This is a genomic window from Rhizohabitans arisaemae (assembly GCF_025996515.1).
GTDB lineage: Bacteria > Actinomycetota > Actinomycetes > Streptosporangiales > Streptosporangiaceae > Rhizohabitans > Rhizohabitans arisaemae.
In genome coordinates this window covers 274,542-297,294 of sequence record NZ_BLRH01000060.1, presented here as the reverse complement: position 1 = coordinate 297,294, position 22,753 = coordinate 274,542, and the positions used below count along the sequence as shown (strand labels likewise).

Genomic DNA, 22,753 nt, shown 5'->3' with positions numbered 1-22,753 from the left:
CGGACGACGGTGGTTACCCTTGACGACGGTCGATGACAGAGGGGCATGTCGATGCGCCTGCGCGCCGCTGTGGTCGTGGTACCGGTCCTCGCGCTGCTGACCGCGTGCGGGGAACCCGCCGTCCGCCCGTTCAACCCCGGGGGGACGGCCGAACGACGGGCCGACACCCTGGTCCCCTCCTCGGCGCCCACCTCGGGGGAGACCGTCGAGGTCGCGACCGGGCTGAGCGTGGTCTTCGAGGACGCGCTCCCCGCCGATCCGCAGCAGGCCGGGGCGATTCAGGCGTTCCGCCGGAACTTCGTCGACTCCTGGAAGGCCATCGTCAGCCAAGGCCGGGACGAGACCTACCTCAAGAGCGTGTACGGCGAGGCAAGCCGCGCGGCGTACGAATCCGTGCAGAGCTACGTCTCCCGCGGGCGTTCCATCACCGGCGTCGGCCGGATCTACCACCTGCGCATCACCTCCACGACCGGGCGGAGCATGCAGCTCGACGCCTGCGTGGACGAGACCAAGGTCCGGATCGTCGACGCGCGCACCGGACAGCCCGCCGCGACCCAGCCCAAATGGGCGCGGCGGCCGTACTTCCAAGTCGCGGTGGTACGCCTCGGCGACGACGAGACCTATCGGGTGGGGGCGTTCCGGCACGCCGTCTACCCCGACGAGCGGGCAAAGGAGTGCTGATGAGACGTCTGTCGCTGGGAGCCGCCCTGGTCGCGGTCGCCGTGTCCGTCACCACGCCGCCCGCCGTCGCCGAAGTCGACCCCGGCCAGCCGTCCGGGCCCAAGGGGACCGCCTTCCAGCAGGGGCGCCGGGTCGGGGTGGAGTTGCAGCACTCGCAGATCGTCCTCACCGGGAACGGCCTCGGCGCCGCCGGCGGCGACGGTTACCGGATACCCAGGCCCTGCTGGTACGAGCCGGGCCGCTCCGCCAAGGACATGCTCGACGCCCAAGACGGCGTCGGCGACCAGTGGCGGCGGTTCAACCCCGGGTCCACCGAGGAGGACCACAAGGAGTTCCTCAAACAGTTCGAGGACAAGGTCGGCAAGAAGGGCCGGTACTGGGCGCCCGCCTACAACGCCGCCGATCCGGGCGGCCTCTCCTGCTGGAACGAACTGGAACCCTTCCTCTGGGTTCCCGAAGGCCAGACCCCACCCGGCGGCATCACCCTCACCGAACTCACCCAGATCGCCCGAGCGGCCCTCACCGTCCCCGAACCCGTGATCAACCTGAATCCCGACGCCAAGAGCTACGTCAACCTGCCCACCTGGGTCTGGCTCAGCGGCGTCGGCGCCACCACCCGCTCGGTCACCGCCACCATCCCCGGCGTGATGAGCGCCACCGTCACCGCCACCCTCCAGGGCCTCACCATCAACCCCGGGACGAGCGGCGACCGCGCCGAAGTCCGTTCCCGGTGCGGGACCGTCGGCCGCCGCTACGTCAAAGGCGGGAACTTCACCTGCGGCGTCCGCTACATCCGCTCCTCCGCCGACCAGCCCGGCGAGAACTACCGCCTCACCGTCACCGCCGTCTGGCCCGTCGTCTCCGGCCCCGGCGCCCCCCTCGCCTTCACCCCCATCCAGGTCACCGCCACCCGCGACATCGCCGTCCACGAAGTCCAAAGCACCGTCCGCCGCGACTGACCCATATCGGCATCCAGTCCTCCCCAAGTCCGGTACGGCGCCGCGGCCTGCTCCCTGCGCCTGACCAAGCTGTGCTCAGGATGCCGGGGGCCTGTTTCCGGAGATCCGCGGCTGAGGGGGCGGTCATGCGAGGGATCCTAATCACCTGGAGCGGTCGCCGCCTGGGTTCGGGGATTAGCGGCCGGAGGTCGTACCGAAACGGCTAGCGGGACCGTTCGTGGGTGAGGAGCCACTCCTTCACGGGGGTGCCGTAGTAGTAGCCGCCGAAGCCGCCGGTGCTGGGGAGGACGCGGTGGCAGGGGACGATGGGGGCGATCAGGTTCTGGGCGCAGGCGCCGCCGGCGGCGCGGGCCGCGGTACGGGGCATGCCCGCGGCTTCGGCGAGTTCGGCGTAGCTGACGGTGGTGCCCGCGGGGACGGCCCGGAGGGCGGCGAGGAGGCGCCGGCGGCGCTCGGAGCCGGGCTGGACGGCGGGGACGGCGTCGAGGGCGTCGAGTTCGCCGTCGAAGTAGGCCTGGACGGCTTCGCTGAGCTTGCCGAGGTCCTTTTCCGGGATGAGCCGGAGCGCGCGGAGGTCCGGCGAGAGCCGCACGAACATCTCCATGGGGTCGGCGGTGAATCCGCCGGCGACGAGTTCGTCGCCGTGGGCGAGGAGGGAGAGCGGGCCGGCCGGGGTCGCGAGGACGGTTGAGCGGATCACGGTGTTCTCCTTGAGACGGTGACGGGGTTTCATCCGGCGGCGGCCGACGCGGTGGTGTCCGGTACGGCCGTGGCGTCGAGGTTCCAGAGGTGGAGGGCCGCGTACGCCCGCCACGGGCGCCAGCGGCCGGGGTCGGCGGGTGCGGGCAGCCGTTCGACGGCGCGGCGCAGGCCGAGGTCGCCGTCGGGCCAGGCGTCGGGGTCGCGGAGGGCGCGCAGGGCGATGTAGGAGGCGGTCCAGGGGCCGATTCCGGGGAGCCGGAGCAGCGCGTCGATCACGTGTGCGGGTTCGGCGCCGCCGCCGAGGTCCAGGTCGCCGTCGGCGACCGAGACGGCGAGGGCGTGCAGGGTGGCGACCCGGCGGCCGGTGAGCCCGAGCCCGGTGAGGTCGGTTCCGGCGAGTTCCTCGGCGGTGGGGAAGCGGGTGGTCAGGCCGTCGCGGGGTTCGGCGAGCGGGGTTCCGGCCGTGGCGGCTATCCGGCCGAGCAGGGTACGGGCGCCCTTCACCGAGATCTGCTGGCCGACGACGGCGCGGACGGCGAGTTCGAAGCCGTCGTAGGCGCCGGGGACCCGCAGGCCGGGCCGGGCGTCGACGAGGGGGGCGAGGGCGGGGTCCGCGCCGAGCACCCCGTTGATCGATTCGGGGTCGGCGTCGAGGTCGAGGAGGCGTCGGCAGCGGGCGACGATTCTGGGCAGCTGCCGGGCGTCGTCGGTGTCCACGGTGAGCCGGACGTGCCCGTCGGCGGGGCGCAGCCGGATCGTGCCGCCGGGGACGGTACGGGCGTAGCCGGTGGTGTCGGCGACCTCGACGCCGGGGATGGCCCGGGCGGTGAGGAATCCGAACAGGGTCTCGTGGTCGTAGGGCGGGCGGTAGTCCAGCCGGAGCGTGAGCGCAGGCCGGGCCGCGGGCCGGGCGGTCCGCAGATCACGCGGCGCAAAGCCGTACATTTCCTGAAAAGTCGCGTTGAACTGGCGGACGCTTCCGAATCCGCTGGCAAAAGCGACATCGGTGATGGGCATGGCGGTCTCGGTGAGGAGCTGCTTGGCGAGCAGCAGCCTGCGGGTCCGGGCCACCGCGAGCGGTCCGGCGCCGAGCTCGGTGGTGAACAGCCGGTGCAGGTGGCGTTCGGTGACGTGCAGGCGTCCGGCGAGGCCGGCGACCCCGCGTTCGTCCGCCACACCTTCGTCGATCAGCCGGAGCGCCCGTCCGATCAGATCGCCACGGTGGTCCCAGCCGGGCTCCCCGGGGCTCAGCTCGGGGCGGCATCGGCGGCACGGGCGGAACCCCGCGGCCTCCGCGGAGGCCGCGTGCCGGAAGAACCGCACGTTCTTCCTCGCAGGGGTACGAGCCGGGCAGATCGGGCGGCAGTAGATCCCGGTCGAGGTCACGGCGGTGTAGAAGCGACCGTCGAAACGGGCGTCCCGTGCCGACACCGCCCGGTAGCAGGAGTCGAAGTCCGGTATCACTCAACTAACGATAGTCGCAGCTCACAGGCTTTTTATGGCGGAAATCGGACCTCGTCGTCACTTGGGGGAGACGCCCACGCCGATGTCGAACTCGCGATAGACCCGGGCCCAGAATCCGTCCCGCAGCCACACCCTGGCCTCGGGGTAGGGGCGCAGGGAGGTGCCGAGCTCCTTCTCCGCCTCGATCAGGAGCTCGGTGTCGATGACCGTCGGCAGGATCGGGCCGGGCAGCAGGTCGCGGATGTTGTCCCGGCCCCGGGTGAGGATCCACTTCTGCGCCACGTGCTCGCCGACCTCCTCGACCCGGGGGCGGCTCGGGCCGAGCTTGGGCAGGCCTCCCGGCGGTGCGGGCCGGGCGGCGGGTTTGGCGGCGCCCACGGAGGTCCGTCCGGCGAAGACCTGGGCGGGGGAGGGGGTGGTGGAGACCGGCGGGACGACCTGGGGCACCCGGCTGAAGTACGGCTTGAGGAAATCCGCGCTCAGCACCTCGACCGTGTCGGCCTCCCAGACCAGGCGCTCGGCCTGGTTTGTGCCGTACGGCGGCTCAACGCCCCACAGATGCACCCGTACACCGTACGCCTGCGCCGCCTCGACGGCCGGCACCATGTCCTCGTCCCCGGCGAGCAGGACGGTGTCGCTCACCGCGTGGTGGCGGGCGAGGGCCTCCAGGTCGCTGCGGATCTGCGCGTCGACGCCTTTCTGCTGGCCGCGGGTGTTGAGGTTGCCCAGTCGCACCTTGACCCAGGGGAGCTGGGCGATGACCCGCTGGTCGACGGTGGGGACCCGGTCCCTGGCCGCGTCGTACCAGTACACGCGGAGGAGCTCGCCGGGGATGCGGTCCTCCGCGTGCTTCTGCAGCGCCTGGATGAGCTCGTCGGCGGCGACGCGGTACTCCCTGCGCTCCTTCACCTGGAGGAGGACCTCCCCGGCCGCCGCGTAGAGATAACCGACATCGACGAGAATGGAGTACTTTGCCGCAATCGGATGGGGTCCGAGGTCCGGGACAGCCATGTTCTCCTCCAGACCTCGACAACGAGCGATCAAATAACTCTATTGCCCGATTTCCTCGATGTCATAGAGACCGGCCGTATTGCTTGATTATTTAGCGTGGCAGTGCGCTCGCCCGCCAGGCGCCCGAGCCGGGGAAAAGCGGCTCTCGCATAAGCGCCGAGCGATCGGTCCAGGCCGAAAGCGGTTCGGAAACCGGTGCTGATACCGAGGGTACGCCCTGCGGCGGACCGGTCCGACCGGCCAGGACCGCGACCAGCGCGGCGATCTCCTCAGGTGAGGGGTCGCCCCGGACCACGCGCAGCGTGATTCCACTCTCCTCCACCGATTGGACCCCCAATTTCATGATCGTTGATTGGCCGGGGTGTCTTAAGAAAACAGATCATGATCGATTAAGGGTTTTCCAAGGTCGGAAAGTGCCTTTCATGATCGGTACGGCTCAGAGCGGGATGTTTCCGTGCTTGCGCCGGGGTGGGGCCTGCCGCTTGGTCCGCAGCGACCGGAGCGCCCTGACGATGTGGATCCGCGTCTCCGACGGCTTGATCACCCCGTCGACGTACCCCCGGCCCGCGGCGACGTAGGGGTTGGCCAGGGTTTTCTCGTAGTCGTCGATCAGCTCGGCCCGGAGCGACTCGGGGTCCTCCGCCTCGGCCAGTTCCCGCCGGTGCAGGATGTTCACCGCGCCCTGGGCGCCCATGACCGCGATCTGCGCGGTCGGCCAGGCCAGGTTGACGTCGCCGCCGAGGTGTTTGGAGCCCATCACGTCGTAGGCGCCGCCGTACGCCTTCCGGGTGATGACCGTGACTTTCGGGACGGTCGCCTCGGCGTAGGCGTAGATGAGTTTCGCCCCGCGTCGGATGATCCCATCCCACTCCTGACCTGTCCCGGGCAGGAAACCTGGCACGTCAACAAATGTTAAAACAGGAATATTGAAAGCGTCACATGTCCTGACAAATCGTGCGGCCTTTTCTGAGGCGGCAATATCCAGGCAGCCCGCTAAATGCAGGGGTTGATTGGCGACGACGCCGACGCTGCGCCCCTCGATCCGGCCGAAGCCGACGATGATGTTCGGCGCGAAAGCCGAGTGGATCTCCAGGAACTCCCCGTCGTCCAGAATGTGCTCCATCACCCGGTGCATGTCGTACGGCAGGTTCGGCGAGTCCGGGATCAGGGTGTCGAGCTCGGGGATCGGGTTGAGGCCCGGTTCGGCGGCGAAGGCGAGCGGCTCCTCCAGGTTGTTGGAGGGCAGGTAGGAGAGCAGGGCTCGGGCGAAGTCGAGGCAGTCCCGCTCGTCGGCCGCCTGATAGTGGGCGACGCCCGACTTGGAGTTGTGCGTGTGCGCCCCGCCGAGTTCCTCGAAGGAGACCTGCTCCCCGGTCACCGTCTTGATCACGTCGGGTCCGGTGATGAACATGTGCGAGGTCTCGTTCACCATGAGGGTGAAGTCGGTGATGGCCGGCGAGTACACCGCGCCGCCCGCGCACGGTCCCATGATCAGCGAGAGCTGCGGGATCACGCCGGAGGCCTGCACGTTCCGGTAGAAGATCTCCCCGTAGAGCCCCAGGCTGACCACGCCCTCCTGGATGCGGGCGCCGCCGGAGTCGTTGATGCCGATCACGGGGCAGCCGGTCTTCAGCGCGTGGTCCATGACCTTGACGATCTTCTGGCCGAAGACCTCGCCGAGTGAGCCGCCGAAGACCGTGAAGTCCTGGCTGAAGACGCAGACGGGACGGCCGTCGACCGTGCCGTACCCGGTGACCACGCCGTCGCCGTACGGCCGATGGGCGTCCATGCCGAAGGTGGTGGAGCGATGCCGGGCGAACTCGTCGAACTCCACGAAGGAGTCCTTGTCGAGGAGGGCGTGGATGCGCTCTCTGGCGGTCATCTTGCCTTTGGCGTGCTGCTTCTCCACGGCTCTGGCCGATCCGGCGTGGATCGCTTCGTCGAGCCGGCGCTCCAGATCCGCGATCTTGCCTGCGGTGGTGCGCAGGTCGATCGACTGAGGGCTTCCCGCGTCTTTGGGGGCTCTTTCTGCCATGTCCGAAGCGTAACCGGGGGTGTCTGGCCGATAGGTGCCGGGCATGTCGGTCGTTGTCATACCGTGGATGGCCTGTGCAGTTACCAGGTGGTATGGCTTGTGGTGGTATGGCCTGATCATGAGGATGGTCGGTCAGGGCGTCTGAATAGGGGGGTTGATCTGGTGGAGGCCGACAGGACCGCCGCGGTCCGTACCGATGGCCTGGTCAAGCGGTTCGGGGCGCAGGTCGCCGTGGCGGGGATCGACCTGTACGTCCCCGCGGGGAGTTTCGCCGGACTGGTGGGGCCGAACGGGGCGGGGAAGACCACGACCCTGTCGATGGTCACGGGCCTGCTCCGCCCGGACGGGGGGACGGCCTACGTGAACGGGGCCGACGTCTGGCGCGACCCGGTCTCGGTGAAGGCCGCCATCGGCGTCCTCCCCGAGGGCCTGCGGCTCTTCGAACGGCTGTCCGGCCGGGAGCTCCTCGCCTACAACGGCCGGATCCGCGGCCTGCCCGGGGCCCAGGTGGACGCCAGGGCCGAAGAGCTGCTCGCCGTCATGGACCTCGCGGAGGCGGCGGACAAACTGGTCGTGGACTATTCCACCGGAATGCGCAAGAAGATCGGCCTGGCCGCCGCGCTCCTGCACAACCCGGCGGTCCTCTTCCTCGACGAACCGTTCGAGGGCGTCGACCCGGTCTCGGCGAACACCATCCGCGAAGTCCTCCTCCGCTACACGCGGTCCGGGTCGACCGTGATCTTCTCCAGCCACACGATGGAGCTGGTGGAACGGCTCTGCGACTGGGTTTCGGTGATGAGCCGCGGACAGGTGGTGGCCCAGGGCACCCTCGACCAGGTCCGCGGCGAGCAGAGTCTCTACGACGCCTTCCTCGGGCTCGTCGGCGCCGCCTCGAACGGTGAGGAGGGTCTGTCGTGGCTTGGCTCTTCGTCCGGCTGAAGCTCCGGCTGATCGCGGGCGGCACCCGAGGCGGGATCGACAAGAAGGTCGGCCTGGTCCTCACCGTCCTCGCAGGGATCTTCGTCGCCCTGCTGGGTTTCGCCCTGCTGGCGCTGCTCCGGCTCGCCCCCGCGGACGTCGCGGCCGACGTTCTGGTCATTGTCTTCGCGGTGTTCGCCCTGATCTGGCTGATCATGCCGCTCTTCGCGTTCGGGCTGGACGAGACGCTCGACCCCTCCCGGCTCGCCCTCTTTCCCCTGACGACCCGGCAGCTGGCGGCCGGGCTGTTCGCCGCCTCGGTCACCGGGGTCTGGCCGATCGCGTCGCTGGTGGTGCTGCTCGGCGGGGTCGCCGCGGTGGCCCGGGGCCCGATCTCGGTGCTGGTCGGCCTGGTGGCCGTCCTGCTGACGCTCGCCTTCTGCGTGGTCGCCGCCCGCGCGCTCACCACCGGGCTGTCCAAGGCGTTGCGGAGCAGGCGCGGCCGTGACGCGATCGCGCTCGCCGGGCTCGGCTTCCTGGTGGTCGTCCAGCTCCCCAATCTGCTGGTCAACAACCGGCTCGGCCCCGAGCTGTTCACCCGGGAGACGCTCGGCGCCGTCGCCGGGGCGTTCCGCTGGACACCGCCAGGGATGGCCGCGCACGCCATGGCGAGCGACGACGTCGTGACGGTCGTGCCGGGGCTCGCCGCCGTCGCACTCTGCGTGGGCGCCCTGGGGTGGCTCTGGGTGGTTTTGCTCCGCCGGGTGCTCGTCACCGTCGACACCACGACGCAGACGAGTGCGGTCCGCCGGACCAAGGGCGGCCGCCACCTGGGTGAGGGCCGGGTCGGGGCGGTGGCCGGCAAGGAGCTCAAGTACATGTGGCGGGATCCCCGCTACCGGGTCGGCTGGTTCTCTGCGGTCGTGGTGGCAGTGATCTTCACCTTGTCCGTCGGCGACGAGCTCGGGGTGCTGTTCCCCATCACCCTGGCCGCGATTCTCCTCGGCCTGCAGGCCGCGAACGTCTTCGGGACCGACGGACGGGCGTTCTGGATCAATCTTCTGACGTTTGCCCGGGAGGCCGACGTCCGAGGCGACCTCACCGGCCGGCAGCTCGCCCACGCGCTGGTCGCCGTACCCACGCTCACCGTGATGGCGGTCGTGGCGGGGGCGGTGACCGGGGATGTCTCCGGGGCGGTCTTCGCCTGGCTCGCCGCGTGCGGGGTGCTGGGCGTCACCCTCGGGGCGGGGGTGCTCGCCGCCACGATGGCCCCCTACTCGGTCCCCGAGCGGGTCAACGCCTTCGGCAACACCGCCGTACCCGGCCAGGGCTGGCTTCCCTTCGCCAACGCGTTCGGCGTGATGTTCGTCGCGGGGGCGCTGGTGACGCCGGTCGTGCTGCCCGCGGCCTTCGGCTTGGCCTGGGTGGCCCCGATCTCCGTGCTGTACGGCCTCGCGGTCGCCTGGGGCGGACGCAGACTCGCCGCCATGGTGGCGATCGACCGGCTGCCGCAGATCCTCTCCTCGGTCTCCAGGGTCGGCTGACCGGTCCCCTCCGCGAAGCGTCGATCGGGGCGCTGGCACAATGGTCTAGACCTTTGTGCCAGCGCATGATCACGACCTGGGGTGTGACCACATGCATGATCGACGACGTGTCCTGGCGGCCGGGACCGGTATCCCGGCGAAAATTCGATCTCGATACTCTCTTCCCATGTCAGACGGTTCCGAGCAAGCAGAGCGCGCGGTCGCGCGGCAGGAGATGCCCGACGAACTCCGAGCCGACGTACGCCTTCTCGGCGAACTGCTCGGCCAGGTGATCGCGGAACACGGTGGTCAGGACCTCCTCGACGACGTCGAACTGCTCCGGCACGCGGTGATCGCGGCCCGTCGCGGGCGGCTGACCGTGGAAGAGGTCGCCACCCTGGTGGAGCAGTGGCCGCTCGACCGGGCCGTGCAGATCGCCCGCGCCTTCACCTGCTACTTCCACCTCGCCAACCTCGCGGAGGAGCACTACCGCATCCGCATCCTCCGGGAACGCGACGTCGATGCGGACCGGCCGCTGCCCGGCTCCCTCGCGGACGCCGTACAGCACCTCAAGGACGAACTCGGGCAGGACCGGCTGGCCTCCCTCACCGAAGGGCTGGAGCTCCACCCGGTCCTGACCGCCCACCCCACCGAGGCCCGGCGGCGCGCGGTCGTCACCGCGATCCAGCGGATCAGCGGCAGGCTCGTCGAGTACAGCCGGCCGCTGCACGGCGTGCACGAGCGGATGGAGGCCAAGCGCAGGCTCCTGGAGGAGATCGACCTGCTCTGGCGGTCCGCGCAGCTCCGCAGCACCAAGCTCGACCCGCTCGACGAGGTCCGTACGGCCATGGCGGTGTTCGACGAGACGCTCTTCCGGCTGGTCCCCGCCGTCTACCGGTCCTTCGACGCCGCACTCGCCCCCGGCTCCGGCAACCGGGCGCCGCTCGCCCCGGCCTTCATCCGGTTCGGCAGCTGGATCGGCGGAGACCGGGACGGAAACCCCAATGTGGTGGCCTCGGTGACCCGGGAGGCGATCCTTATCCAGGCCGAGCACATCCTGCGCGCGCTGGAGGCCGCGTGCCTGCGGATCGCCCGTACCCTCACCGCGGCCTCCTCGATGACCCCGCCCTCCCACGCGCTGCGCACCGCGATCGACGAGGCCGCCGACGCCCACCCCACGCTGGTGTCGGAGATGGCGACCCGCTCGCCGCAGGAGCCGCACCGCCAATGGCTGCTCTTCGTCGCCGCCAGGATCAGGGCGACCCGCCGCCGCGACATGGACCTCGCCTACCGTTCCCCGGCCGGGCTCCTCACCGACCTCGCCCTGGCCCAGGACTCCCTCACCGAGGCCGGGGCCGCCCGGCAGGCGTTCGGGGAGCTCCAGCACCTCATCTGGCAGGTCGAGACGTTTGGTTTCCACCTGGCGGAGCTGGAGGTCCGCCAGCACTCCACCGTCCACGCCGAAGCGCTCGCCGAGGTACGGGCCGGCGGCCCCCTCTCCGAACGGACCGAGGAGGTCCTCGCCACGTTCCGGGTCGTCTCCTGGATCCAGGAACGCTTCGGGGTGGAGGCGTGCTCCCGGTACGTGGTGTCGTTCACCAGGTCCGCGGGCGACGTCGAGGCCGTGTACGAGCTCGCCGCCTACGCGTGCACCCGGCCCCCCGTCCTCGACGTCGTCCCCCTGTTCGAGTCCGGGAACGACCTGGACAACTCGGTCTCGGTTCTCGAAGGCATGCTCGCCCTCCCCCCGGTCCAGGCCCGCCTCGCCAAGAACGGGCGCCGGATGGAGGTCATGCTCGGCTACTCCGACTCGGCCAAGGAGCTCGGACCCGCCGCCGCCACCCTCCGGCTGTACGACGCCCAGGCCGCGCTCACCGCCTTCGCGGCGCAGCACGACATCCGGCTCACCCTCTTCCACGGTCGGGGCGGCGCCCTCGGCCGGGGCGGCGGGCCCGCCAACCGCGCCGTGCTGGCGCAGGCCCCCGGCTCGGTGGCCGGACGGTTCAAGGTGACCGAGCAAGGTGAGGTGATCTTCGCCCGGTACGGCCACGCGGCCATCGCCCGGCGCCACATGGAGCAGGTCGTCTCGGCTGTGCTCAGCGCCTCCACCCCGTCGGTCGAAGCCCGTACGGCCAGCGCGGCCCTGCTCTTCCGCGGCATCGCCGCTCAGGTCGCGGAGGCCTCCGAGGCCACCTACCGCAAGCTCGTGCAGGCCCCCGGATTCGCCGAGTGGTTCGCCAAGGTGTCGCCCCTCGGGGAGATCGGCACACTCCGGCTGGGTTCGCGCCCGGCCCGGCGCGGTCTCGGGGCGCCCACGTCGCTGGACGACCTCCGGGCCATCCCCTGGGTGTTCGCCTGGGCGCAGACCCGGGTCAACCTTCCCGGATGGTACGGCCTCGGCAGCGGGCTCGCCGCGGTCGCCCTGAACGGCACCGGGGACACGCCGGTGGAGGGCGACTCGGGCGACATGCCGGGTCTCGCCCAGCTTCAGGCCGCCTACCAGGAGTGGCCGCTCTTCGCCTCACTCCTGGACAACGTGGAGATGTCCCTGGCCAAGACCGACCGCGCCATCGCCGCCCGGTACCTCGCCCTCGGAAACCAGGAGGGGTTCACCGAGCAGGTGCTGGGCGAGTATGACCTGACCAAGCGTTTGGTGTTGGCGGTGACGGGTCACGAACGGCTCCTGCAGAACCGCCGTGTCCTCTCCCGTGCCGTCCAGCTCCGCGACCCCTACGTCGACGCCCTCTCCCACCTCCAGCTCCGCGCGCTGGCCGCCCTCCGCACCGGCACCACCGACCCCGACGAATCCGACCGCCTCTCCACCCTGCTGCTCCTCACCGTCAACGGCGTCGCCGCAGGCCTCCAGAACACCGGCTGACAGTCCCCCACGGCCCATCCCGGGATTGTTTACGGGGTTTCCGGGTTGAGGGCTGATTACGGTTGGATGCCGACTGCCCGAGGCACTACGTCCGCACTTCTCGCGTCACGCACTTCGCGGCGCGAGAATGCGGGCGGTGGCCCGTGCCATTTTCCGGCGTAGACCGGCCTGGAGCGATGTCGGGGGTGTGCTCGAAACATGGCAGCTTTCGGACCGAAGTATTTCCCACGTCACGTCAGTGCCGTAAGAAACGGACGGAAACGCTACTTCACCAGCGTTTCTAGTCGGACCGAGCGAAGGTTCAACCCAAAAAGTACAGGCGATCTTAAGCTTAACCCCACTTGACATGGTTGGCGCATTCAGGTTGTCGCCCTGACCGTACATGCGACTAGGATCTGGTGGCCCTGTAAAAGACTTCGGAGCCAATGTGGTTCGTGTGCCGGGGTTGTCCCCTCTCGACCGCACCTACCCGGCTCGTACCAAAGCCAGGACCAGCTAACCCGGGATGACACCGGGCCTACCGGCTGCGGCGGATGGTTCCCACCGGGGTTGGCACCTCTGGTTTGCCCTGGTCTTAGGGGGGCGATCGGGAGGGAGTCGTTGGGGTGGAAACCACGGACGTGCGATACCCCGTCAGGCGCGATCACGCTCACAAGAACAGTATTTTCAACATTGCGCGCGGCGGTTCGTGCCGCGCAAAAAGCACGCGGCACGAACCGCCGCGCGCATTCTCGCGCCGCAAAGGGCGCGGCGCGAGAAGTGCGGATGTAGCGCGACCGACCCTAAGATCCAGCCATACTTACAAGCCGGTGTGCTCGCCCGGGTGGAACGATACGGGTTGGGGGTAGTCTCAACTGCGTGTACCGGGCGGACCTATTCAATCTTTGAACAGGCCGAGACAGCCTTCGAAATTCGGGGTAGATTGTCCGGCACAAGCTGGCGACTTGACACCTGAACATCAGCAAGTGCAACACTCTGACCTGGGTGTCTTAATTTCCGCGGGGTGGCTGTGCGGACCGGTTCGCCCGGCACGTCCAGTGCCCGGGTGACCTGCGGATTTGTACGTGGCGGTCAGTCATCAACCCTGGTGGGATAGCAGCTTGTCAAGCGGGGAGTCGCCGACGGCGACCGTCGTCGATCGTTCATCAACCCTTGTGGACGGGTTTCGCGCCGTGGTCAGTTCTGTGCCACGACGACTCGGTCGGGTTCGGTGTAGATGTTGAAGCGGGTTTCCCGGAGGAAGCCGACGAGGGTGACGCGGAACTCGCGGGCCAGGTCGACGGCGAGGGACGAAGGGGCGGAGACCGCGCAGACGACGGGGATGCCGGCGGTGACGGCTTTCTGCATGATGTCGTAGCTTGCCCGTCCGCTGACCATGAGGATGTGGTCGTGGAGGGGGAGGTGGCCGGCGAGCACGGCCGCGCCGATGAGTTTGTCGACGGCGTTGTGCCGGCCGACGTCTTCGCGGACGGCGGTGAGGGTGCCGTCGCGGGTGAAGAGCCCGGCGGCGTGCAGTCCGCCGGTCTTGCCGAAGATGCCTTGTCTGGCGCGGAGCAGTTCGGGAAGTCGGAGCAGCGTTTCGGCGGGGATCGTCAGGTCGGTCTGGGGGCTGTGCGGGAGTCGTCGCCGTAGCGCGTCCAGACTTCCGGTCCCACACACCCCACAAGCACTTGTAGTCACAAAATTTCGCGACAATGATGGCAATTCGGGCAGGTGGGAGCCGTGTAGCCGTACGGTCACGGTGTTGTGACGGGCCTCGGGCGGGACGTCCTCGTCGGTACAGTAGGCGATGCTCGCGATCTCACCCGGCTTGATCACCCCCTCGCCGTGGAGGAATCCCGCGGCGAGTTCGAAGTCATGGGTCGGCGTGCGCATCGTGATCGCGACGGTGCGGCTCACGCCGCCGGCGGCGAGCCTGATCTCCATGGGCTCCTCGGTGGCGAGGTCGTCCCGTCGGTCGTGCACTCCGGAGCCGGAGACCACACGGATTCTGGCCCGGGACGTCGGTCCCGGGCGTGGGGCGGTGTCGATGGGGTCCAACGGTTCCTCTCCCTCGGGGTCCGGCCAGTGCCTACAAGATCCGAAATATCACTCTTAGTGTTGACATGAGGGGTGAGGCGTATTCAGTTTCCCAGCCCGGGGGCGTATCTTGCAGGGGGTGCAAGCCGTCCGTCGCCGGTCGCGTACGGTGGCGGTCCCACGGCGCGGCCACCGGATCCGGTCCGGGAGAGTACGGTGCGAGAACCGGTGATGCTGCGACATCCGTGCACGATCTCTAGAATGCACGTTATAACACGTTACTCCCACATTCTTGCTGGTTACCGCGCTGAACAGCGGCCGGCGCCTTCCCGCGGCGACGGCTGAACCGGCGCACGAACAAGCACAAACAATAAGCTGCTTCCTGATTGGTAGGGCATTTCACCGCGATCAGGATCTGCTCGGAGGGAAGATGGGCAACGTGCTCGACTCGCCTTACATCCATCTTGATCGCCCCCCGTTGTCGGAGGCGGCGCTATCCCGCGCGTTGATCCGGCCGGGGTCGTTGTGGCGGCGGATCAGTGTGGTGGAGCGCACGGGTTCGACCAACGCCGACCTCGGTGTGGCGGTGCGGCAGTGCGCCCCCGAGGGCACCGTGCTCATCGCGGAGGCCCAGTTCGCCGGACGCGGACGCCTCGGCCGGATGTGGGCCGCCCCCTCCCGATCGGGGCTGACCTTCTCCTTCGTGCTCCGGCCCGAGGTCGCGCCGATCAAGTTCGGCTGGCTCTCCCTCCTCGCCGGGCTCGCCGCCGCGTCGGCCGTGGGGCGGCTCGCCGAGGTGGACGTCCGCCTCAAGTGGCCCAACGACCTGCTCATCGGGGAGCGCAAGCTCGCCGGGGTGCTCGCCGAACGGGTCGACAACGCCGTGATCATCGGAATCGGGCTCAACGTCTCCGTGCGACGGGAGGAGCTGCCGGTCGACCGCGCGACCTCCTTGATCATCGAGAACGCCGCCTGCCTCGACCGGAACGAGCTGCTGCAGGCCGTACTCGGCGAGATCGAGCGCCGGTACCGCGACTGGGTCGCCTGCCAGGGCGACGCCGACGAAGGCGGGCTGCGGGCGGCCTACCTGGCCTCCTGCGCGACCATCGGCCAGGAGATCAGGGTGGAGCTGCCCGGCGAGCGGCTGCTCACCGGGATCGCCACCGGGGTGGACGAAGCCGGACATCTGCTGGTGCGGACGGAAGACGGGAGACATGTGCTGAGCGCCGGGGAAGTCGTGCACGTAAGGCGCCGCTGAACGGTGGCAGACGCGGACGGGGCACGCGTGCCACGATCTGAGCATGGTTCTGCCCGAGCATCAACGCGCGGACGGTGAGACGAAGGTTCTCAGCTTTCATCCGCACTGGCTCCGTCTGGTGGGGCCGGCGCTTACCCTTGTCGCCACCGCGGTGGCCGCCGGCGCCGTGCTCTACTTCCTGCCGTCCGGCTTCGAGCATGTGACGATCGTCCGGATCGCGGTCGGCGTGATCGCGCTTCTCACCATGTTCGGCTGGTCGTTCCTGCCCTACCTGCGGTGGAAGACCACGTCGTACACGCTCACCACCCACCGATTCACGATCAACTCCGGGATCCTCAGCAAGTCGATCAATGAGATTCCGCTCGCCAAGGTTCAGACGGTGAGATCGGGGCAGTCGCTCATCGAGCGGATCTTCGGAGACGGAACCCTCATCGTCGAGTCGGCGGGGGAGAACGGCCGGCTGGAGCTGACGGACATCCCCAAGGTGCAACTGGTCCGGTCCGAGCTCTTCCGGCTGGTCGACGAGCACGCGGAGGGGCACCCGGAAGACCGCCACTGAGCCCGGCGGCTCCCGGTCGGAGACGACTAGGGGTACCTAAGTGGTCAGACGGACACGAACATAGACTCGCAGCTGTCCAAAGGAGGGCATGTATGGCGTACGAAGTCCGTGGGGTCGTCTCCCCAGGAAAGGGCGAGCCGGTATCCGTTCAGACGATCCTCGTCCCCGACCCGGGCCCCGGTGAGGCGTTGGTCGCCGTGCAGGCGTGTGGGGTGTGCCACACCGACCTGCACTACCGAGAAGGGGGAATCAACGACGATTTCCCGTTCCTGCTCGGCCACGAGGCCGCCGGGATCGTGGAGGCGGTCGGGGAGGGCGTCTCCGAGGTCGCACCCGGCGACTTTGTGATCCTCAACTGGCGGGCGGTCTGCGGGGCCTGCAGATCGTGCCTGCGCGGCCGTCCGCAGTACTGCTTCAACACCCACAACGCCGCCCAGAAGATGACGCTGGCGGACGGGACGCCGCTCGCCCCGGCGCTGGGCATCGGGGCGTTCGCCGAGAAGACGCTGGTCGCCGCGGGGCAGTGCACCAAGGTGAACCCCGCCGCCTCCCCGGTCGTGGCCGGTCTGCTGGGCTGCGGGGTGATGGCCGGGGTCGGCGCCGCGATCAACACCGGTGGGGTGACCCGCGGTGACTCGGTCGCCGTGATCGGCTGCGGAGGGGTCGGCGACGGCGCGATCCTCGGCGCCTCGCTAGCGGGGGCACGCAAGATCATTGCGGTGGACGTCGACGACCGCAAGCTGGAGTGGGCGCGGGGCTTCGGCGCGACGGATGTGATCAACTCGGCGCGGGACGACGCGGTCGAGGGCATCCGGGCACTCACCGAGGGGAACGGCGCCGACGTCGTCGTGGAGGCCGTCGGCCGCCCGGAGACCTACCGGCAGGCGTTCTACGCCCGGGATCTCGCCGGGACCGTGGTGCTCGTCGGGGTGCCGACCCCGGAGATGACCCTGGAGCTTCCGCTGCTGGACGTCTTCGGGCGCGGCGGCTCGCTGAAGTCCTCCTGGTACGGCGACTGCCTGCCCTCCCGGGACTTCCCCATGCTGATCGACCTCCATCTTCAAGGTCGCCTGAACCTGGACGGGTTCGTCTCGGAGACGATCGGGCTCTCCGACGTGGAGGACGCGTTCGCCAAGATGCACCGCGGTGAGGTGCTCAGATCGGTGGTGGTGCTGTGATGGCGCAACGTGAGGCGATCTCCTCGGTGGTGACCTCCGGACAGTTCACCCTGGACGGCGGGACCTGGGACGTCGACAACAACGTCTGGCTGGTCGGCTCGGACGACGAGGTGGTCGTCATCGACGCCGCGCACGACGCCCTGGCGATCGTGGAGGCGATCGGCGACCGCCGTACCCAGGCCATCATCTGCACGCACGCGCACAACGACCACATCAACGCGGCGTCCGCGGTGGCCGACGCGACGGGTGCGCCGATCCTGCTCCACCCGGCCGACGAGGTCCTGTGGAAGATGGTGTACGGCTCGCGCCCGCCGGACGGCTCGCTCGCCGACGGGGACATGCTCACGGTGGGCGGCGTGGATCTGCGGATCCTGCACACTCCGGGGCACGCCCCGGGGGCGGTCTGCGTGTACGCCCCCGAGCTCGGCGCGCTCTTCTCCGGGGACACCCTGTTCGCCGGGGGACCGGGGGCGACCGGCCGCTCCTACTCCTCGTTCGACACGATCATCGCCTCGATCAGGGATCGGCTGCTCACCCTTCCTCCGGAGACCGAGGTCCACCCGGGCCATGGGGCATCGACGACCATTGGTGCGGAAGCGCCGCATCTGACGGAATGGATCTCAAGAGGGCACTGAGCTGCGCATTGTGGGTCAGCTCACCTTTTCACATGGAGCGAGGTGAGGTAACTTAGGTGTGCCTAACCTTATCGGCGCACCTGAGAGGCCCCCTCGCTCTATGTATGTCTGCATTTGCCTGGCCGTCACCGAGAACGACGTCCACGACTGCATCAACTCGGGGGCCAAAAGCGCACGTCAGGTGCGCGACACCATCGGTGCGGGCGGAGACTGCGGCTCATGCGTCCGGAAGATCTGTGCGATGCTTAGGCAGGCTGAAGCACTCACTCCGACCGCATGAACCGAGGTGCCCGCCATGCAGGGCGACAAAGACATCATTGCCTTGCTCAATGAGCAGTTGACCGCGGAGCTCACCGCGATCAACCAGTACTTCCTGCACGCCAAGATGCAGGAGAACTGGGGATACACCAAGCTGGCTTCGTACACGCGGGCCGAGTCCTTCGATGAGATGAAGCACGCGGAGAAGCTGACCGACCGCATCCTCTTCCTTGAGGGGCTTCCCAACTACCAGAAGCTGAACACCCTTCACATCGGCCAGACCGTGGCGGAGCAGCTCCGCGCCGACCTCGACCTAGAGCTTTCCGTGGTGAAGCGCTTGAAGCCGGCGATCGCCCTGATGCGGGAGCGGGGCGACATCACCTCCGCCCGCCTCTTCGAGGAGATTCTGGACGACGAGGAGCACCACATCGACTACCTGGAGACCGAGCTCGGCTTGATCGACAGCCTGGGCGAGCAGCTCTACCTCGCCAGGTTCGCGGAGCCTCCGTCGGCCTCGTAGTCCACCGGCCCGTGCCACGCCCGTCTGCCCTTCGCAGGCGGGCGTCGTCGTTTACCGGAGAGGATCGGGGGCGCGCGTGTCGGCCCCTGGGGCGGGGTGGTGCGACCCCTATGGACCGTATTCAGGTGTTTGCACAGGTCAATGATGTGTCAACGGCTCGTCAAACCGCGCGCTGTACGGGGGAAACGATCGCCTAAGGTCCTACGATCGATCCCATGACCTGCGTACTTCTCGCCGAGGACGACACCTCGATCTCCGAGCCGCTCGCGCGTGCCCTGCGTCGCGAGGGCTATCAGGTGGAGGTGAGCCCTGACGGCCCGCAGGCCCTGGAACGGGCTCTGTCGGGAGGCGTCGATCTGATCGTGCTCGACTTGGGCCTGCCCGAGATGGACGGTCTCGAAGTCTGCCGGCGGATCAGGTCCGAGGGGCACGGCACGCCCGTGCTCGTCCTCACCGCCCGCGTCGACGAGGTCGACACCGTCGTGGGCCTCGACGCCGGCGCCGATGACTATGTGACCAAGCCGTTCCGGCTCGCCGAGCTCCTGGCCCGGGTACGGGCCCTGCTGCGGCGCGGGACCTCGGAGACCCCGGTGGTGCAGGGTGTCCGAATCGACGCCGACTCCCGCCGCGCGTGGATGGGTGAGAAGGAGCTGCATCTGACGACCAAGGAGTTCGATCTGCTGCGGGTGCTCGTGCGCGACGCGGGCAAGGTGGTAACCCGCGAGCAGATCATGCGTGAGGTGTGGGACACCAACTGGTGGGGCTCGACCAAGACCCTTGACATGCATATCTCCTGGCTGCGCAGAAAGCTGGGGGACGACGCCGCCAAACCGCGGTACATCACGACGGTCAGGGGAGTCGGGTTCCGGTTCGAGCGCGAGTAGATGCGCCGTCGTCTGCTCTTCTCCACTCTCGCGGTCGCCGTTGTCGCGGTCTTTCTCCTCGGCGTCCCCCTGAGCGCCGTGGTGAACCGTCTTGTACGGGACGAGGCCCGACAAGGGTTGCAGGCCGAGTCGAGGCAGCTCGTGGTACAGGTCGAGGGCGCCTCCGTGCTGGAGGCGCCGCTCGACCGGGAACAGATCTCCCGTGCCCATCCTGACCGATATATCGAGATAACCGCCCCGGAGTATGGACATGTCACCGTAGGCAAGCCCCCGCCGCCGGACGAGATGATCCGGGAAAGCGCCCATTCGGTCAACGGGGTCCGGGTGAGCGTGGCGATGGACTCGCGGCAGGTCGACGAGGAGTCCCGCGGGGCGATGGTGCTCATCGCCGCAGTCGGCTCGGTGGCGATCGCCGTGGCGGTGGGGCTGGCCATCGTCCAGTCGCGCCGTCTCACCCTGCCGCTGGAGGACCTCGCCAAGATCGCCGATCGTCTCGGTTCGGGAGACGCGCGGCCGAGCAGGCACCGGTACGGGATCGTCGAGCTCGACCGGGTGGCCGAGGTGCTCGACCGCAGCGCGGTCCGTATCTCCGATCTCCTGGCGGTCGAACGGGAGTTCGCCACCGATGCCTCGCATCAACTCCGCACCCCGCTCACCGGCCTCACCATGCGCCTGGAGGAGATCGTCGCCGCAGCCGACCACCCCGAGGTGGTCCGCGAGGAGGGCGAGGCCGCCATCGTGCAGGTCGAACGGCTCACCGCCGTGATCAACGAACTCCTCGCCACCGCCCGCCGCCAGCGTCAGGCCAGGGCGGGGCCCATCGACGTCGACACGGTCCTGGAGCAGCAGCTCAAGGAGTGGGAGACGGCCTTCCGGCACGCGGGACGCGGTCTCAAACTGGTGGGTACCCGAGGGCTGACCGCGCTCGCCACCCCGGGGGGACTCGGCCAGGTGATCTCCACGCTCCTGGAGAACTCGCTCAGGCACGGCGGCGGCCAGGCGACCATCACCACGAGCAGCGGCGAACGCTCCGTGGTGATCGAGGTGGAGGACGAAGGCCAGGGCGTACCCGAGGAGATGGTCTCCCGGGTGTTCGAACGCGGGGTGAGCGGCGGCGGTGGCACCGGGCTGGGCTTGGTGCTCGCCCGGGCGCTGGTCGCCGCGGACGGCGGCCGTCTGGAGCTGGTACGGCCGAGGCCGGCGGCGTTCGCGGTCTTTCTCCGGCCCGACGGCGAGACCCGTAACCGGGTGGTGAGCGGCCCGGCCTGAGCCGCTAGGAGTCCTGCGGCTCCCCGAACCGGATGACGCGGTGGCCGTTGGCGGAGGTGATCGGGATGGGTTTGCCCGGCTCGGGAACCTCCAGCGGGGAGATGTGGGTTTGTGTTGTGGTCGTCCACCGCGCCCCGGAGTCGGGCCCGGCCTCGGCGGCGATCTCCTCGGCAGGGACCGCCGTCGGGAGGAAGACCCACTTCTTGTAGGACCAGAAGCGGAACATCGTCCCCAGGACCAGCGCGATCATCTGAGCGATGTTGTAGCTCACCGGGTCGGTGAGGTCCAGCGTGTAGCTCACGAAACCGATGATCAACATGGAGATGAGCAGGCCGACGGCGTTGAGCACGAAGAAGATCATGTACTCGCGGGCGAGTCCGCTCTGCTCACGATGCCGGAAGGTCCAGAACCGGTTGCCCAGATAGGCGAAGGTCGCCGCGAAGACGGTCGCGACCACCTTGGAGGTGAGCGGACCCCAGTCCAGCCCGAAGCGGAACAGGTTGGTGAGCCCGAAGTCGATGACGAAGGCGATGGCACCGACGGTGCCGAACTTGGCCAGCTCGTGCACGAGGTAGGCGAACTTCTCGTAGACGCGCTTGAGAACACTCACGAGGGTCTGCACGGTCCTTTCGGGTAGGCAGGAGACCGTCAGGGCCTCCCGGCGGGAGGTGCCGACCCTCCGACAGACCAGTTCATCGCCATAGCCTACCGGGATCGCCCGGAGGGCATGATTGGCGCTCCGAAACCCTTAAGTGGAATTTGTTCGCTGACACCGTCGGCGGGCGGACCGAACGTGCCGACGCAGGCGAGGCCCGGTTCCGCGATGCGGGTAGGCTCAAGCGTCGTGAGTAAGCCCATGACCAGCGGTATGCCCGTCGTCACCGTCATCGGGGGCGGCCAGCTCGCCCGGATGACCCAGCAGGCCGCCATCGCGCTCGGCGTGGAGCTGCGCCTGCTCGCGGGCTCCCGCGACGAGAGCGCGGCCCGTGTCATCGTCGACACCCACCTCGGCGACCACCGCAGCCTGCCGGATCTGCGGGACGTCGCGAAAGGCTGCGACGTCCTCACCTTCGACCACGAGCATGTGCCGACCGAGCACATCGCCGCACTCACCGCGGACGGGGTGGTGGTCCGACCCGGAGCCGAGGCCCTGCTGCACGCTCAGGACAAAGCGGTCATGCGTAAGCGGCTCACCGCATTGGGGGTGCCCTGCCCGGCCTGGCGCGGGGTCTCCACCGCGGACGAGGTCGCCGAGTTCGCCGCGGAGCACGGCTGGCCGGTGGTCCTGAAGAGCGTCCGCGGGGGCTACGACGGACGCGGGGTCTGGGTCTGCGCCGACCTGGCCGCCGCGGCGGAGCCGCTGGGCGCGGGGATTCCGCTGCTCGCCGAGGCGTTCGTGCCGTACACCAGGGAACTCGCCGTCCTCGTGGCCAGATCGCCGCACGGACAGGGGGTCTCCTATCCCGTGGTGGAGACCGTGCAGCGGGACGGGATCTGCGTCGAGGTGATCGCCCCGGCGCCGGACCTCGATCCGGAGGACTCGGCCGAGGCCCAGCGGATCGCGCTGCGGATCGCCCGGGAGCTGGGGGTGACCGGGCTGCTCGCGGTGGAGATGTTCGCCCTGCCCGGCGGGGGCGTCCTCGTCAACGAGCTGGCGATGCGCCCGCACAACAGCGGCCACTGGACGATCGAGGGGGCGCGCACCTCCCAGTTCGAGCAGCACCTGAGGGCCGTACTGGACCTGCCGCTGGGCTCGCCGGCGCCGACCGCGCCCCATGTGGTCATGGCGAACGTCCTCGGCGGCGCCGACCCCGCGATCTTCGAGCGGTACATTCACGTGATGGCGCACGACCCGGGGATCAAAGTCCACTTCTACGGCAAAGAGGTCCGCCCAGGACGCAAGATCGGGCACGTGACCGCCCTCGCCAAGGAAGGTGAGACCGTGGCCGAGACGCGGGAGCGCGCCCGGCACGCCGCGGATTACCTCCGTTCCGGCTCATGA

The 22,753-nt window shown here is 69.0% G+C and carries 21 protein-coding genes; 14 read left to right on the top strand and 7 right to left on the bottom strand.

Translation table 11 applies throughout. The annotated features are described in order from the left end of the window. Positions 1-51: 51 nt before the first annotated feature. Both RUR_RS29820 and RUR_RS29815 read left to right on the top strand, forming a co-directional pair. Positions 52-681 carry a hypothetical protein gene (locus tag RUR_RS29820; RefSeq protein WP_283138544.1) on the top strand — a complete coding sequence of 210 codons (630 nt, stop codon included), beginning with the start codon at positions 52-54 and terminating at the stop codon, positions 679-681. Continuing rightward, positions 681-1,640, top strand: coding sequence for a hypothetical protein (locus RUR_RS29815; RefSeq protein WP_283138543.1), 960 nt, complete (start codon positions 681-683; stop codon positions 1,638-1,640). The genes RUR_RS29820 and RUR_RS29815 overlap by 1 nt, the downstream gene beginning before the upstream one ends. A gap of 202 nt (positions 1,641-1,842) precedes the next feature. On the opposite strand, the gene RUR_RS29810 is transcribed toward RUR_RS29815, so the two are convergent. The 5 genes from RUR_RS29810 to RUR_RS29790 form a co-directional block, all read right to left on the bottom strand. Further along, positions 1,843-2,340, bottom strand: a complete 498-nt coding sequence (locus RUR_RS29810; protein ID WP_283138542.1) for a methylated-DNA--[protein]-cysteine S-methyltransferase — start codon at positions 2,338-2,340, stop codon at positions 1,843-1,845. Between the two features lie 29 nt (positions 2,341-2,369). Continuing rightward, entirely contained in the window at positions 2,370-3,803 is a 1,434-nt protein-coding gene (locus RUR_RS29805; RefSeq protein ID WP_283139846.1) for an AlkA N-terminal domain-containing protein, read from the bottom strand. Between the two features lie 60 nt (positions 3,804-3,863). Beyond that, on the bottom strand, positions 3,864-4,817 hold the full coding sequence (locus RUR_RS29800; protein WP_283138541.1) for an NYN domain-containing protein: 954 nt from the start codon (positions 4,815-4,817) through the stop codon (positions 3,864-3,866). A 91-nt stretch (positions 4,818-4,908) separates the two neighbouring features. Next, a complete protein-coding gene (locus tag RUR_RS29795) occupies positions 4,909-5,160 on the bottom strand; it encodes an acyl-CoA carboxylase subunit epsilon (RefSeq protein ID WP_283138540.1) in 252 nt (83 codons plus the stop codon). A gap of 93 nt (positions 5,161-5,253) precedes the next feature. Next, entirely contained in the window at positions 5,254-6,852 is a 1,599-nt protein-coding gene (locus RUR_RS29790; RefSeq protein WP_283138539.1) for an acyl-CoA carboxylase subunit beta, read from the bottom strand. A 162-nt stretch (positions 6,853-7,014) separates the two neighbouring features. On the opposite strand from RUR_RS29790, the gene RUR_RS29785 reads away from it, so the two are divergent. From RUR_RS29785 to RUR_RS29775, 3 genes are all read left to right on the top strand, one after another. Further along, complete coding sequence (locus tag RUR_RS29785) at positions 7,015-7,791, top strand: ABC transporter ATP-binding protein (protein WP_283138538.1); 777 nt, start codon at positions 7,015-7,017, stop codon at positions 7,789-7,791. Further along, entirely contained in the window at positions 7,767-9,314 is a 1,548-nt protein-coding gene (locus RUR_RS29780; protein ID WP_283138537.1) for a hypothetical protein, read from the top strand. Before RUR_RS29785 ends, RUR_RS29780 begins: the two co-directional genes overlap by 25 nt. Before the next feature lie 166 nt (positions 9,315-9,480). Beyond that, entirely contained in the window at positions 9,481-12,171 is a 2,691-nt protein-coding gene (locus tag RUR_RS29775; protein WP_283138536.1) for a phosphoenolpyruvate carboxylase, read from the top strand. Between the two features lie 1,176 nt (positions 12,172-13,347). On the opposite strand, the gene fdhD is transcribed toward RUR_RS29775, so the two are convergent. Continuing rightward, the gene (gene fdhD, locus RUR_RS29770; protein ID WP_283139845.1) at positions 13,348-14,202 is read right to left on the bottom strand and encodes a formate dehydrogenase accessory sulfurtransferase FdhD; all 855 of its coding nucleotides are present in this window, start codon (positions 14,200-14,202) and stop codon (positions 13,348-13,350) included. Positions 14,203-14,620: 418 nt separating this feature from the next. Between fdhD and RUR_RS29765 the strand changes: the two genes are divergently transcribed. The 8 genes from RUR_RS29765 to RUR_RS29730 all read left to right on the top strand — a co-directional run bounded on the left by RUR_RS29765 (position 14,621) and on the right by RUR_RS29730 (position 20,751). Further along, entirely contained in the window at positions 14,621-15,448 is an 828-nt protein-coding gene (locus RUR_RS29765) for a biotin--[acetyl-CoA-carboxylase] ligase (protein ID WP_346349076.1), read from the top strand. A gap of 43 nt (positions 15,449-15,491) precedes the next feature. Next, the gene (locus RUR_RS29760; protein ID WP_283138535.1) at positions 15,492-16,007 is read left to right on the top strand and encodes a PH domain-containing protein; all 516 of its coding nucleotides are present in this window, start codon (positions 15,492-15,494) and stop codon (positions 16,005-16,007) included. 92 nt (positions 16,008-16,099) lie between these two features. Further along, positions 16,100-17,185: an S-(hydroxymethyl)mycothiol dehydrogenase gene (locus RUR_RS29755; RefSeq protein ID WP_283138534.1), complete on the top strand. Its 1,086-nt coding sequence runs from the start codon at positions 16,100-16,102 to the stop codon at positions 17,183-17,185. Then, positions 17,185-17,820 (top strand): MBL fold metallo-hydrolase, encoded by a 636-nt coding sequence (locus tag RUR_RS29750; protein WP_283138533.1) that lies wholly within the window; start codon positions 17,185-17,187, stop codon positions 17,818-17,820. Before RUR_RS29755 ends, RUR_RS29750 begins: the two co-directional genes overlap by 1 nt. A 100-nt stretch (positions 17,821-17,920) precedes the next feature. Next, complete coding sequence (locus RUR_RS29745) at positions 17,921-18,100, top strand: (2Fe-2S)-binding protein (protein ID WP_283138532.1); 180 nt, start codon at positions 17,921-17,923, stop codon at positions 18,098-18,100. Between the two features lie 15 nt (positions 18,101-18,115). Further along, entirely contained in the window at positions 18,116-18,598 is a 483-nt protein-coding gene (bfr, locus tag RUR_RS29740; protein ID WP_283138531.1) for a bacterioferritin, read from the top strand. A 215-nt stretch (positions 18,599-18,813) separates the two neighbouring features. Beyond that, positions 18,814-19,482, top strand: coding sequence for a response regulator transcription factor (locus tag RUR_RS29735; protein WP_283138530.1), 669 nt, complete (start codon positions 18,814-18,816; stop codon positions 19,480-19,482). Then, a complete protein-coding gene (locus tag RUR_RS29730) occupies positions 19,483-20,751 on the top strand; it encodes an ATP-binding protein (protein ID WP_283138529.1) in 1,269 nt (422 codons plus the stop codon). 4 nt (positions 20,752-20,755) lie between these two features. On the opposite strand, the gene RUR_RS29725 is transcribed toward RUR_RS29730, so the two are convergent. Next, positions 20,756-21,361, bottom strand: a complete 606-nt coding sequence (locus tag RUR_RS29725) for a GtrA family protein (protein ID WP_283138528.1) — start codon at positions 21,359-21,361, stop codon at positions 20,756-20,758. Between the two features lie 234 nt (positions 21,362-21,595). Here RUR_RS29725 and RUR_RS29720 point away from each other — a divergent pair, with 234 nt between their 5' ends. Continuing rightward, the gene (locus RUR_RS29720) at positions 21,596-22,753 is read left to right on the top strand and encodes a 5-(carboxyamino)imidazole ribonucleotide synthase (protein WP_283138527.1); all 1,158 of its coding nucleotides are present in this window, start codon (positions 21,596-21,598) and stop codon (positions 22,751-22,753) included.